Origin of the sequence: Sinorhizobium sp. 6-70 (assembly GCF_030124375.1) — a bacterium.
In the GTDB taxonomy this organism is placed as follows: domain Bacteria; phylum Pseudomonadota; class Alphaproteobacteria; order Rhizobiales; family Rhizobiaceae; genus Sinorhizobium.
In genome coordinates this window covers 237,442-250,908 of sequence record NZ_JASKLS010000005.1, presented here as the reverse complement: position 1 = coordinate 250,908, position 13,467 = coordinate 237,442, and the positions used below count along the sequence as shown (strand labels likewise).

Here is a 13,467-nt window from a genome sequence, read left to right as displayed (position 1 = left end):
TGGTCAGGCTCTCTTGTTTCAGCATGATCTTACCGGCGATCATGCCTGGACCTCACAGGCCCTGAAGGTGCGCTCGAGCTTCTCGCGGTCGAGATCGCGGCCGATGAAGACCAGCCGGGTCTCGCGCTTCTCGCCGTCCTTCCAGGCGCGCTGATGGTCGCCCTCGATGATCATGTGCACGCCCTGGACCACGTAACGCTCGGCATCGCCGGCGAAAGCGATGATGCCCTTCAACCGCAGGATATTCGGCCCATCGGTCTGGGTGATCTTCTGGATCCACGGGAAGAAGCGGTCGGGATTCATCTCGCCGCCGCGCAGCGAGATGGACTGCACCGTCACGTCATGAATGGGCGACGGCCCATGGTCATGGTGATGATGATGGTGATCGTGATGATGATGGTGATCGTGATCATGAGCATGGTGGTCGTGATGATGGTGATCATGGTCGCAGTCGGGGCCGCAGACGTGATCGTCGTGCTCATCCTGATCGAGGAAGTGCGGATCGTTTTCGAGTGCCTTTTCGAGATTGAAGGCACCCTGGTCGAGCACCTTCGTCAGGTCGATCTCGGAGCGCTGCGTGCGATAGATGCGAGCGGACGGATTGATGACGCGCACCGTTGCCTCGATCCGCTCCAGCTCTTCCGGCGTCACCAGGTCGGTCTTGTTCAAGAGCACGACATCGGCGAAGGCGATCTGGTCCTCGGCCTCGCGGCTGTCTTTGAGACGCAGCGGCAGGTGCTTGGCATCGACCAGTGCCACGACGGCATCGAGCTCGGTCTTGGCGCGCACGTCGTCGTCCATGAAGAAGGTCTGGGCGACCGGTACCGGATCGGCAAGGCCGGTGGTCTCGACGATGATCGCATCGAAGCGACCGGGACGGCGCATCAGGCCCTCGACGACACGGATCAGGTCGCCACGCACCGTGCAGCAGACGCAGCCGTTGTTCATCTCGTAGATTTCCTCGTCGGACTCGACGATCAGGTCGTTGTCGATGCCGATTTCGCCGAACTCGTTGACGATCACCGCGTATTTGCGGCCGTGATTTTCGCTGAGGATACGGTTGAGGAGCGTCGTCTTGCCGGCGCCGAGATAACCCGTGAGCACGGTGACGGGGATCGGCTTCTGCGTGGATGTTTCGGTCATGGGAGCCTCGAGGATTGGCGATGCGCCGCGGGCATCTATGTCGCGTCCTCATATAGGAGATGAAGCGACGATGCGCAAATGGCGGCAGCCGAATTCACTGCCGGAACCGGTCCGCCATTCGGCGAGCCGAGAGCGATCAGGAAAGTTCGTCGACGTCGAAGGCCTCCACGTCCTCGAGCAGTTCGATGATGCCTTTCACCGCGTGTGCAACGAGCACTTCGCCACGCGCGGCAGTCGCGGCGCCGGCATTGCCGGCGACACCCTGCCGGTTGAGGTCCGACATTTTCCAGCCGAACGCGTGCGGGCCGTAGGCGCGCAAATGCGTGAACCGGGCGATGAAGTCGCTCTGGCGGGAAGGAAAGCGGGTGGCCCGCGTCATGTCCACCTTGTCGGGGTGAAGCGCCAGCATCACCGACGTCTCGATGTCGCCGCCATGGATGTCGAGCGCCTTGTCCTCGGCGCTGATCCAGCCTTCCGGTTGCCCGAAACGCGTCCAGCTCGTCGCGACGGCGAGCATACCGAAGCGCACCCGCGCCTCCGTCGCGACGATCGTCATCAGCGGCGAGTTGCCGCCATGGGCGTTCAGCATGACGAATTTGCGGATGCCGAGACGATGGAGCTTTTCGGCGATCCCGAGCCAACGGCCGATGGCTTCGTCAAAAGCGAGCGTGCGCGTGCCGGACACATCCATATGTTCGATCGAATAGCCGACGGGCTCGACCGGCAGGAACGTTACCGGGAGGTCCGCCGGCCGCGCGGCCGTGACGCGCCGAACGATGCCCTCGGCAATCAGCCGATCGGTTTCGAAGGGAAGATGCGGTCCATGCTGCTCATGCGCGCCGAGCGGCAGCACCGCGATCCACTGCCGCCGCTCGGAAGGAGCGAGATCGGCGAGGTTGTCGTTCCAGTTGGGCTCGGGCATCAACATTTCTCTTCGGTTCTCCATCCCGAGTGTCGTAAAATTGTTATTTGAGTCATACAGTTCGTAATCACAAGCTGTATTGCTATAACAGAGTGTACGGGATTCGGCGGGAGGTCCAATGGGCAAGAAGAGCAGGGCCGAAAAGAAGGGCAAGAACGGCAAGAAGAGGGACGAGCTTGCTGTCGAGCCGCACGATCTTGCTTCGGTTCTTGTGCAGGCGGCGCGCTCGATGCGCACCGTACTTTCCCGCAATCTGCTTGAGAGCGGCCTCTATGCGGGGCAGGACGGCGTCATGCTCGCGCTGGCCGAGACCGATGGCCTGACGGCAGGCGCGCTCGCTGCAAAGCTTGGCGTCAAGGCGCCGACTATGACGCGCACCATTGGTCGCATGGAGGCGCAAGGCTTCCTCGAACGCCGGCCGGACGAGGAAGATGCCAGGTTGACCAAGGTCTATCTGACCGTGCCCGGGCGCGAACGGCTGCAGACCATTGCGGAGGCCGGTCAGCATTCCGAAGAGCTCGCCACACGGGGTTTGACCGACAAACAGGTGCGTACGCTTCTGAAACTGCTCAAGGCGGTCGACAGTAATCTGCAGGCGGCAAGGGCGCCCGATTGATCCCATGCCGCTACGGCATATTGCCGCCTTCAATCGTAGCCGATTAAAGGCAACATGCAGCAATTCAAAGGCTGCAGCGTCCTTTGCGCGTCTGGTAAGACGCGCGGCGCTGTAGGGTGGCACTTCCCGATTGCGGCGATGATTTAAACAGTTTAAAGAGGATTTAAAACGGGCTGACGAGATCGGCGAAATCAGGGGGAACATAGTGGCGCAAAAGGTCAAGCTTTCGACAATCGCGGAAACACTCGGCCTTTCGACGGCGACAGTATCCCTGGCATTGCGAGACAGCCCGCTGGTGGCGACCGTCACCCGCGACAAGATCAAGGAACAGGCACGCGCGCTCGGCTATATCTACAATCGCCGCGCCGCGAGCTTGAGGACATCGCGGTCCGGCATCATCGGTGTCGTCGTGCACGACATCATGAACCCGTTCTACGGCGAAATCCTCAAGGCGATCGAGGCGGAACTCGATCGCGACAAGCAGACCTTCATCCTCTCCAATCACTATGATTCCGTCGAGAAGCAGCGCGATTTCATCGAGACGCTGCTGCAGCTTGGCGGTGACGGCGTGATCATGTCGCCGGCGATCGGCACCCCGCCGGAAGACATACAGCTTGCCGAGGACAACGGCATGCCGGCAATCCTGATTGCCCGGTCGATCGAGGGACTCGACGTGCCGATTTTCCGCGGCGACGATGCCTATGGCATTTCGCTTGCAACCAATCACCTTATCGGCCTTGGCCACCGCTGCATCGCAATGGTCGGCGGCACCGACCAGACCTCGACCGGCCGCGATCGCTACCAGGGTTATGTGAATGCGCTGCGCAAGGCGAATATCGAGGTCGATCCGGACTTGCGCATTCCCGGACCGCGCTCCAAGCAGGGTGGTTTCGAGGCGGCCGTGCATCTCTTGTCGCTGCCGCAAAAGCCCACGGCGGTCGTCTGCTGGAACGATCTGGTGGCAATCGGCATGATGAACGGCATTGCCCGCGCCGGGCTCGTGCCGGGCGTTGACATCTCGGTCACCGGCTACGACGATCTTGAGGAGGCGTCGATCGCGACCCCGGCGCTGACGACCGTCTGGAACGGCCAGGCCGACGTCGGGCGCAGCGCGGCGCGGGCGCTTCTCGACAAGCTTTCCGGCAGCCACGAGCCGGATGGAATCCATCTGATAAAGCCGGAGATGCGCATACGCCAGTCGACCGGCCCGCTCCGCGTCACCGCCTGAGTGCATCTTCCGAAGGAGTAACGATGTCCGAGAGCCGCCCCAGAATTCTCGTGCCCGGCAAGATCAACCAGCGCATTCTCGACCGGCTCCCGGAAATGTTCGAGACCGTGCGCATCGAGCGGGCCGATGTGGAACTGGTGACGCCGGACATGGCAGACGTTGCCGGCGTGGCAGTTTCCGGCCGCCTGCCGGTGGACCTGATGGACGCGTTACCCCACCTCGAGATCATCGGTAATTTCGGCGTTGGCTATGACGGTGTCGATGTTGCCCGCGCGGCAGCGCGAGGGATTGCCGTCACCAATACGCCCGATGTCCTGACGGAGGAAGTTGCGGACACTGCGATCGGCCTGCTCCTCAATACGCTGCGGCGCCTACCTCAGGCCGAGCAATGGCTGCGGCAGGGGCGCTGGGTGCGGGAAGGGGCGTTTCCTCTCTCGCCTCTCTCGCTCAGGGGGCGCAAGGTCGGGCTTTTCGGCCTGGGGCGGATCGGTCTTGCAATCGCCAGGAGACTGGAGGCTTTCGCTGTTCCAATCGCCTACCACACACGCACGCCACGCGAGGGGCTTGCCTATGCCTATCATTCGAGCCTCAAGGGCCTTGCCGAAGCCGTCGACACGATGATCGTGATCGTGCCCGGCACGCCGAGCACACTGAAGGCCGTCAACGCCGACATTCTGGCCGCGCTCGGCCCTCGCGGTGTGTTGATCAACGTCGGCCGCGGCTCGACGGTGGACGAGGCGGCGCTCGTTGCCGCCCTTCAGAATGGCGTTATCGCCGGGGCGGGGCTCGATGTTTTCGAGAATGAGCCGCATGTGCCGGAGGCATTGCTCACGCTTGCGAACGTATCACTTCTGCCGCATGTGGCTTCCGCTTCGGTGGCGACCCGCAACGCGATGTCCGATCTCGTCGTCGACAATCTGAAGGCCTGGTTTTCGACGGGAGAGGCCCTTACTCCGGTCGTTGAAACGCCCTTCCGGCGCAATTCCAGGAAAAGCGTGTAACGGTCTTCCGTCCGGAACTGCTTGGGCTCAACGAATTAATGCATGTGGCCCAAAAGTGTGCAGCGGTTTTAAACGCGACGCGCTCAGGTCATTTCACTGTTTCAATGAAACGATGAAATGACCCGGAAGACGAGATCAGGCCTTTGCCTCTCTATAGGCACGCACCGCGTCGCCGAAGGCCCTGAAAAGTGAGGCCGAAGGCGTGTCGGTTTTCACCCAGTATTCCGGGTGCCATTGCACGCCGACGGCAAAGGCTTTGGCGCCGATGACCGACACCGCCTCGATCGTGCCGTCATCGGCAACCGCTTCGATGGCGAGGCGCGGCGCGGTTGCGGCGATTGCCTGCCGGTGCAGCGAATTGACCCTGATACGGCCGGCGCCGAGAACGGGCGCCAGGCAGCTTCCTTCCTTGACGATCACGTCCTGGCGAATGCCATAGGCAATGTCGAGTTCGGGAACATCGGGCTTGCGATGATCCCAGATGCCGGGCTGGTCCTGAATTTCGGTCGCGAGCGTACCGCCGAGCGCAACGTTGAGCTCCTGTATGCCTCGGCAGATCGCGAGCAGCGGAATGCCGCGATCAAGCGCACGGCGGATCAGCGGCAGGCTGGTGGCGTCGCGGCCCGGATCGAACGGACCGTCCGCATCCGTCGCTTGCCTTCCGTAAAGCGCAGGGTGGACATTGGAGCGCGCCCCGCTCGCGAGAACGCCATCCACACGGTCGAGGATCTCGTCGATGTCATTGCCGGTTTCGAGCGCCGGAATGAGGAACGGCATGACGCCGGAGCCCTCGACGGCCGCGCGCACATATTGATGGGCGGCAACGTGCCAGACATTGCCGTCGAATTCGCGGAAGTCGCAGGGAATCGCAACGACAGGCCTCGACATCATCAAACTCCGTTTCTGTTCGGAAAGCCTTGCAGTCAGATCCCGTTTAAAGTCAACTATCGAGAATCGCTCTCGACGATCCGCCACCGGTGACTGGGCTTTTCTGGCAGGCTACTGCATGTCTCCTTAAATCGACTTCGATTTAAGGACAAAGACATGCAGCAATTCAAAATGCTACAACGACCTTTGCGCGTCTGATAAGACGCGCGGCGCTGTAGGATAAGAACGCGGGAGGAATTAAGGGCATTTCTTCAAGGTCGGGTAACCATCTCATCGGGAAAACGGGGCTGGCGCCCGCGTCAGTTGAAGAAGTGTGCAAGTCGCAAATACCTATGCGTGGTTGTAGAAAGCCGCTATTATTACCAGTCTTCTGCAATATTGGGTTGAATCGGTGCGTGTAGCCCAGTGCCGTTTTGCTGCTATCCTGCAATTCGGCAGATCTTTCGGGGGGTTAGACGAAATCTTTCGTTAAGTCCTCGACCCTAACAATCCGGCAAACCCGGAGCTTGGTTCATGATGCCCAATGAACGGGGCGCTCTTCCGACAGATGTCTACCTGTCGTCTGTGAGTTCGCTCTATGAACATCGCCGGACGTTGGTAATCGGCATGCTGTCGCACGTCGTGACCTTCCTGCTTGTCTTCGTCAAGACCTCCGATCCCTTCTACCTGATCTGCGCCGCGACCATCGTCGTCGTTTGGGCGCTCCGCAACCTCGACATGGCCCGGTTCGACCGACAGGATTTTTCCCGCGCCGACAACGCCATGGTCAGAAAATGGGAGAACCGGTATATCGTCGGTGGCGTCAGCGTGACGCTGACCTGCGGCATTGCCTGCGGATATGCCATCGTCGTCAGTCAGGATTCCTTCGCGGAACTGGCGTGCATTTCGGTGACGCTGGCATCGATGATTTCGTTGGTGGGCCGGAACTATGGTTCCGAACGGGCGGTCCTCTTGCTGTCATCGTCGGCGTGCCTGCCGATCGTGATCGGTCTCTTGACCTTGCGGGATCCCTACATGCTCGTCCTGGCGGTGCTGATACTGCCGTTCATCCTGACCACCTGGACGATGGCAAACAATGTGCGCTCCTTCCTCTATGAGAATGTCCTCGCGGCGCGGGAAATCTCGACCATTGCCGGGCAATTCGACGCGGCACTCAACAATATGACGCATGGGCTTTTCATGCTCGACGGCCACAACCGTATCGTGGTCGCGAATGAACGCGCCTGCGAGCTCCTCAGTCTCGGCGACAAGGCCGATCTCAAGGATCGCCTGCTCGACGAAGTGCTGCAGCGCGCCGCCGACCGCATGGCGCTTGGCGCGGACAGCAAGGAGAAGATCGCGCGACAGCTTGACCTTCTGATCGAGGGAAAGCGCTCTCGCGCGCTGATCTCCACCTCGCAAGACCTCTTCCTCGAGTTCTCGGCAAATCGCCGCGAGAACGGCGAGATCGTATTGATCTTCGAAGACGTGACGGCGCGTGTGCAGGCGGAGAAGCAGGTCCTGCAGATGGTGCGCTTCGATACGCTGACGGGGCTGCCGAGCCGAGACTATTTTTCTGAACTTGCCCACAATGCGATGGCTGCCAATGGCGGGCACGGGCGCGACATAGGCCTTCTCCTCGTCGATGTGGCGGAATTCAAGCATGTCAACGATACGCGAGGGCATGTCGTCGGCGACAAATTGCTTCAGGCGATCGCCGAACGCCTCAAGGGCCTCACCGGCGACGATGCGATCGCCGCTCGCCTGATGGGTGACGAGTTCGTGGTCTTCTTTCCCAACAAGGCAGATGTCGCCGATCTGGAGGAGCGGATCCGGGCCGTGCATGCCGGTCTGCGCGGCGTTTATGTGGCTGGCGGCTTCACCTTTGCCATGACCATGAGCGCCGGCTTCGTCATTGAGCAGAGTGGTGATTTCCGGTTCGAAGAATTGCAGATCAAGGCGGATCTGGCGCTCTCGGAAACCAAGGCAAGGAACAAGAGTGGCTGCACCGCCTTCGAAGCCGAGATGGACGCCCGCTATCTCGATCGCCAGAAGCTGAAGAGCGATCTGCGCGAGGCGCTCAACGCAAATAGCCTGAGCCTGTCCTACCAGCCGATGTTCACGCCGGATGGATCGCGGATCGAATGCTGCGAGGCGCTGGCGCGCTGGACACATCCGGAGCGTGGGCCCGTCCCCCCGAATGTGTTCATCCAGCTTGCCGAAGAGATGGGAGTCGTCACCGACATCACGCGCTTTGTTCTAGGCCAGGCATGCAGGGACTGCACGAACTGGCCGGCGGACGTGTCGGTGTCGGTCAATCTCTCGGTCCTCGATCTCAAGGGCGACGAGATCGTCGCGATGGTCGCCGAGGCGCTCAAGGAAACGGGACTTGATCCGGCGCGACTGCACCTCGAGGTGACGGAAAGCTGCCTGATGGACGAGCCGGCCAAGGTCCAGGGCATACTCAGCGAGCTGCACGAGCGGGGCATAACCATCGCCATCGACGATTTCGGCACCGGTTATTCGAGCCTCAGCTATCTCGATACGCTGCCTGCCGGCATCATCAAGATCGACCGGTCTTTCGTCCGCAACATTCGCGAAGACGCACGGCGCTTCAAGCTCTTGCGGGGCACCGTCAACCTCGCGCGCGCCCTTGGCCTGAAGACGGTGGTCGAAGGGGTAGAGACTGCGGACCAGCTCCAGCTGATCAACGAATTCAAATGCGCCGACCTGATACAGGGCTTTGTGTTCGCAGCGCCGATGCCGGCCTCCGCGATCGACGCCTTGTGCAAGCAAGGTGTACGCAAACGAACCACGAAGTCGTCCAGCCAGCGCATCGCCTGACGTCCCATCGCTTCGTTTCAAGGCGCGGGTCTGCTCCGCCATCTGCCCCGCATCGGGCTCCCAACAACATTTGCGGCCTTCGCCCCCACGATTCACCATGGAATTTAACCATTTGTTAAGGTTAACAAAAGGTTAAGTGCAGCCTGTATCATTTTGTTGTTGCCAGCTCCTCAGCCGTCAATAGGTTAACCCTTTGTTAACTATGGGGGCGATTGATGGGTGCTGATGGGCGCCAGGCGGAGCCTGGAATTTTTTCCGAGAAGCTGATGCAGCTGCTCGACCGCGTCGAATACAGGCGCGTCGAAACCGGCGAGGACATGGAAGACATCGCGCGGCTCAGGTACAAGGCCTACAAGGCCGTCAACCTGATGGAGCTGACGGGATCAACGCTGATAGACGACCTTGACTTCGATAGTCATGCCTATGTGTTCGGCATCTATCTCGATGAGAACCTGGTCAGTACGGTGCGTGTACACCATGTGACGCCGGACCACCGGGCAAGCACGTCCGGAATTATCTTCGGTCCGGAGATCGATACCTTCCTGGACGCGGGCATGGTGTTGATCGATCCGGGCAGGCTCGCCGTGGATCCCGAGGTGCTCGGTGACGAGATGCGGGCGCTGCCCTATCTGACGCTCAGGCCGGTTGCGATGGCTTGTGAATATTTCTCCGCCGACCGTTGCCTGACGGCTTGCCGACCGCGCCATACGGCTTTCTACAAGCGGATCTTCGCTTCGGAGACGGTCGTGGCGTGCCGGGAAAACCTCGGCATCTACAATGCCGACGGTGCCCTCCTGGTCGCGCGCGTTCGCGGACAGCGTCCCTCGATTCTCGATCGTTATCCGATTTTCGACTCCGAACCGTTCGAGCGCCGGATGATGTTTGCGGACCGTAACGAAGTGCCGTTCGCGCCGCTGACGATCCTGCCCACCGCGCGAATTGCGCAAGGCAGCTACGGCCGCGCTTACGCCCGTGCATTCGCAAGCGGCTGATTATTGCATGTTTCCTTAAATCGTATCGATTTAAGGACAAAAACACGCAGTAACTCAAAGTGCTACAGCGTCCTTTTGCGCGTCTGATCAAACGCGCGGCGCCGTAGGTACGTCGGCCGTAGCCAACGGAAGAGCGCAAACAGGATATCGTTTATGCCGCAGTCCTTGTGGGCGGGTTTTCGTTGCGCATGGCTTGCGCATTGTGTATGCGGAGCTAAAGGACTGTCTGCTTCACCCGCTTGGCAGGCGGCTCCGTTCGTGGATCAAGGTTGAAAGGCGGATGTGGCCACTGGCCGCGCCGCAGCATTCTGGGAGAATTGGAAGATGGCAGAGCATCATTCGGGACCGGTCGAGACGGGCGCTCCGATGGACTATTCCGAGCATGAGAAGACCTACAACCTCTTCCTGAACGCGACGAAATTCGGCACGCTGTTTTGTGCCACGATGCTGATTGCGATGGCTGCAGCCTTCTTCACGACAATGGGCTTCTTCAGCTCGCTCGTGCTGCTGATCATCCTCAACGTGGCCGGTTTCCTCCTTCTTCGCTAACCGGTTTCTCTGACATTTCTTGCCGGACGCGGGGCAGGAGGGTGCCCCGCCTTCGGCCGTCGGACGTAATCCGGCTTTACCTCACCGCGTGAGGAGCATTTTCGACGGCGGGCAGCGCCTGCCTTCGACGGAAGAGTGCCTGTCACCACGGATGCCGCCGCCTTATGGGGGCGCTCCAGCAGTCGAACAAGATGCTCGCGGCCCGGCTTCGGCTCGACTGCGAGTCGGGAGGGGACTTGTGAGCGAGATTGTCTTCATCGCGAAGGAAACGGATGCGCACGAAGGGCGCGTCGCGGGTTCGGTCGAAAGCGTCAAGAAACTGAAGTCGCTGGGCTTCGACGTGGTCGTCGAGGCAGGCGCGGGCCTCAGGTCGCGCATCCTCGATGCCGAATACGAGAAGGTTGGCGCGCGCATCGGTTCGTCGGCAGATGCCAAGAGCGCCGACGTGGTGCTCAAGGTGCGGCGACCGACCGACGCCGAGCTTGCCGGCTACAAGTCCGGCGCGATCGTCATCGCGATCATGGATCCCTATGGCAACGAGGCAGCGATTGCGGCGATGGCGGGAGCAGGGCTCACTGCCTTTGCGATGGAACTGATGCCCCGCATCACCCGGGCGCAGTCGATGGACGTGCTTTCTTCCCAGGCTAACCTTGCCGGCTATCAGGCGGTCGTCGATGCGGCCGGCGAATACGACCGGGCACTGCCGATGATGATGACGGCGGCGGGCACGGTGCCGGCGGCGAAGGTTTTCGTCATGGGCGCAGGTGTCGCCGGGCTGCAGGCGATCGCCACCGCGCGGCGCCTCGGCGCGGTCGTGTCGGCCACCGACGTCCGCCCCGCGGCCAAGGAGCAGGTCGCCTCGCTCGGCGCCAAGTTCATCGCCGTCGAGGACGAGGAGTTCAAGGCGGCCGAGACCGCCGGCGGCTACGCCAAGGAAATGTCGAAGGACTACCAGGTCAAGCAGGCGGCGCTCGTCGCCGACCATATCGCCAAGCAGGACATCGTCATCACCACGGCGCTGATCCCGGGCCGCCCGGCGCCACGGCTCGTGACCCGCGCGATGCTTGATTCCATGAAGCCCGGCTCGGTCGTCGTCGACCTCGCCGTCGAGCGCGGCGGCAATGTCGAGGGAGCGGAAGCCGGAAAGGTCGTGGAGGTCGGAGGCATCAAGGTCGTCGGTCACCTGAACGTGCCGGGCCGTATCGCCGCTTCCGCCTCGCTGCTTTATGCCAAGAACCTCGTCACCTTCCTCGAGACGATGGTCTCGAAGGAGACCAAGGCACTGGCGCTCAACATGGAGGACGAGCTCGTCAAGGCGACGGCGCTGACCCACGGCGGCGCCGTGGTGCATCCGGCCTTCGGCGGCGCGAAAGAGGGGGACAAGTAATGGCGAATGAACTTCTCGACAAGGCATTGGCCGATCTCGATCGGGCGGTCGAAGCGGTCAGGACCGCGGCCGAATACGTGCCGGATGCCGCCGGCGCAGTGGCGCACGGTGCGACCGGCGGTGCGATCGATCCTTTCGTCTTCCGCCTGGCAATCTTCGTGCTGGCGATCTTCGTCGGCTACTACGTCGTCTGGTCGGTGACGCCGGCCTTGCACACGCCGCTGATGGCGGTGACCAATGCGATCTCGTCGGTGATCGTCGTCGGTGCGCTGCTGGCGGTCGGCATTTCGGCCTCGGGGCTTGCCACCGGCTTCGGCTTCGTGGCGCTGGTGCTGGCCTCGGTCAACATCTTCGGCGGCTTCCTGGTGACCCAGCGCATGCTCGCCATGTACAAGAAAAAAGACAAGTGAGGCGGGCCGATGAACGCTAATTTCGCAGCCTTCCTCTACCTCGTCTCCGGCGTCCTTTTCATCATGGCGCTGCGCGGCCTGTCGCATCCGACCACCAGCCGCAAGGGCAATGCCTATGGCATGATCGGCATGGGCATCGCCATCGCCACGACGCTTTTCCTAGCCATGCCTTCGATCGGCGGCTTCCTGCTGATCGTGCTCGGGCTTGCGCTCGGCGGGGGCGCCGGCGCCTTTATCGCCAAGCGCATCCCGATGACGGCGATGCCGCAGCTCGTCGCCGGCTTCCATTCGCTGGTCGGTCTTGCCGCGGTGCTGGTCGCCGCCGGCGCGCTTTATGCGCCGTCCTCCTACGGCATCGGCGAAATCGGCGCGATCCACGCCCAGGCGCTCGTCGAGATGGCGCTCGGCGTCGCGATCGGTGCGATCACCTTCACCGGCTCCGTCATCGCCTTCCTGAAGCTCGATGGTCGCATGTCCGGCAAGCCGATCCTCTTGCCCTACCGCCATCTGATCAACCTCGCGCTGGTCGCGCTCGTCGTCTTCTTCATCGTCGGGCTGGCGCTGACCGAAAGCCATTTCGACTTCTGGGCGATCGTTCTCTTGTCGCTCGTCTTCGGCGTATTGATCATCATCCCGATCGGCGGCGCCGACATGCCGGTCGTCGTGTCGATGCTCAACTCCTATTCCGGCTGGGCGGCCGCCGGCATCGGCTTCACGCTCGGCAACCTGGCGCTGATCATCACCGGCGCGCTGGTCGGCTCGTCCGGTGCGATCCTCTCCTACATCATGTGCAAGGGCATGAACCGGTCGTTCGTCTCGGTGATCCTCGGCGGCTTCGGCGGCGAAACTGCGGCTGCCGGCGGCGACGACGGCATCCAGCGGACGGTCAAGCAGGGCTCGGCCGACGATGCCGCCTTCCTGATGCAGAACGCTTCGAAGGTGATCATCGTGCCGGGCTACGGCATGGCGGTGGCGCAGGCGCAGCACGCGCTCCGCGAGCTTGCCGACAAGCTCAAGGAGAATGGCGTCGAGGTCAAATACGCGATCCATCCGGTGGCCGGCCGCATGCCGGGGCACATGAACGTGCTGCTCGCCGAGGCGAACGTGCCCTATGACGAGGTGTTCGAACTGGAAGACATCAACTCGGAATTCGCCCAGGCCGACGTCGCCTATGTCATCGGCGCCAACGACGTCACCAACCCGGCGGCGCGCGACGACAAGACCTCGCCGATCTACGGCATGCCGATCCTCGACGTCGACAAGGCCAAGACCTGCCTGTTCGTCAAGCGCTCGCTCGGCTCGGGCTATGCCGGCATCGACAACACGCTGTTCTACAAGGACGGCACGATGATGCTGCTCGGCGACGCCAAGAAGGTCACCGAGGAAATCGTCAAGGCGATCAACCACTGACGGATCCGTACCATTCAGACGAAAATGCCCGCCGAGAGGCGGGCATTTTGCATATGTCCATCCCGAAGCCCATCCCGGACCGGAAATCGCCTGCTATT

12 protein-coding genes are annotated in these 13,467 nt (G+C 61.7%); 9 read left to right on the top strand and 3 right to left on the bottom strand.

The window, feature by feature from the left end; all coding sequences use genetic code 11:
- Positions 1 to 39: 39 nt before the first annotated feature.
- Together QN222_RS12755 and QN222_RS12750 are read right to left on the bottom strand one after the other, a co-directional pair.
- A complete protein-coding gene (locus QN222_RS12755; protein ID WP_283961276.1) occupies positions 40 to 1,143 on the bottom strand; it encodes a GTP-binding protein in 1,104 nt (367 codons plus the stop codon).
- Positions 1,144 to 1,279: 136 nt separating this feature from the next.
- Positions 1,280 to 2,071 carry a creatininase family protein gene (locus QN222_RS12750; protein ID WP_283961277.1) on the bottom strand — a complete coding sequence of 264 codons (792 nt, stop codon included), beginning with the start codon at positions 2,069 to 2,071 and terminating at the stop codon, positions 1,280 to 1,282.
- Between the two features lie 112 nt (positions 2,072 to 2,183).
- Between QN222_RS12750 and QN222_RS12745 the strand changes: the two genes are divergently transcribed.
- The 3 genes from QN222_RS12745 to QN222_RS12735 all read left to right on the top strand — a co-directional run bounded on the left by QN222_RS12745 (position 2,184) and on the right by QN222_RS12735 (position 4,910).
- Entirely contained in the window at positions 2,184 to 2,681 is a 498-nt protein-coding gene (locus tag QN222_RS12745) for a MarR family transcriptional regulator (RefSeq protein WP_283961278.1), read from the top strand.
- Positions 2,682 to 2,886: 205 nt separating this feature from the next.
- Positions 2,887 to 3,909 (top strand): LacI family DNA-binding transcriptional regulator, encoded by a 1,023-nt coding sequence (locus QN222_RS12740; RefSeq protein ID WP_283961279.1) that lies wholly within the window; start codon positions 2,887 to 2,889, stop codon positions 3,907 to 3,909.
- A gap of 23 nt (positions 3,910 to 3,932) precedes the next feature.
- Complete coding sequence (locus QN222_RS12735; protein WP_283961280.1) at positions 3,933 to 4,910, top strand: 2-hydroxyacid dehydrogenase; 978 nt, start codon at positions 3,933 to 3,935, stop codon at positions 4,908 to 4,910.
- A 135-nt stretch (positions 4,911 to 5,045) separates the two neighbouring features.
- On the opposite strand, the gene QN222_RS12730 is transcribed toward QN222_RS12735, so the two are convergent.
- Entirely contained in the window at positions 5,046 to 5,798 is a 753-nt protein-coding gene (locus QN222_RS12730; protein ID WP_283961281.1) for a gamma-glutamyl-gamma-aminobutyrate hydrolase family protein, read from the bottom strand.
- A gap of 513 nt (positions 5,799 to 6,311) precedes the next feature.
- On the opposite strand from QN222_RS12730, the gene QN222_RS12725 reads away from it, so the two are divergent.
- The 6 genes from QN222_RS12725 to QN222_RS12700 all read left to right on the top strand — a co-directional run bounded on the left by QN222_RS12725 (position 6,312) and on the right by QN222_RS12700 (position 13,369).
- Positions 6,312 to 8,621, top strand: a complete 2,310-nt coding sequence (locus tag QN222_RS12725; RefSeq protein ID WP_284005458.1) for a bifunctional diguanylate cyclase/phosphodiesterase — start codon at positions 6,312 to 6,314, stop codon at positions 8,619 to 8,621.
- Between the two features lie 215 nt (positions 8,622 to 8,836).
- Positions 8,837 to 9,613: a hypothetical protein gene (locus QN222_RS12720; RefSeq protein ID WP_283961282.1), complete on the top strand. Its 777-nt coding sequence runs from the start codon at positions 8,837 to 8,839 to the stop codon at positions 9,611 to 9,613.
- Positions 9,614 to 9,937: 324 nt separating this feature from the next.
- Positions 9,938 to 10,162, top strand: a complete 225-nt coding sequence (locus QN222_RS12715; RefSeq protein ID WP_180939111.1) for an aa3-type cytochrome c oxidase subunit IV — start codon at positions 9,938 to 9,940, stop codon at positions 10,160 to 10,162.
- A gap of 238 nt (positions 10,163 to 10,400) precedes the next feature.
- Complete coding sequence (locus QN222_RS12710) at positions 10,401 to 11,549, top strand: Re/Si-specific NAD(P)(+) transhydrogenase subunit alpha (protein ID WP_283961283.1); 1,149 nt, start codon at positions 10,401 to 10,403, stop codon at positions 11,547 to 11,549.
- Entirely contained in the window at positions 11,549 to 11,959 is a 411-nt protein-coding gene (locus QN222_RS12705; protein ID WP_066878745.1) for an NAD(P) transhydrogenase subunit alpha, read from the top strand. Before QN222_RS12710 ends, QN222_RS12705 begins: the two co-directional genes overlap by 1 nt.
- Positions 11,960 to 11,968: 9 nt before the next feature.
- Positions 11,969 to 13,369: an NAD(P)(+) transhydrogenase (Re/Si-specific) subunit beta gene (locus QN222_RS12700; protein WP_283961284.1), complete on the top strand. Its 1,401-nt coding sequence runs from the start codon at positions 11,969 to 11,971 to the stop codon at positions 13,367 to 13,369.
- Positions 13,370 to 13,467: the final 98 nt, after the last annotated feature.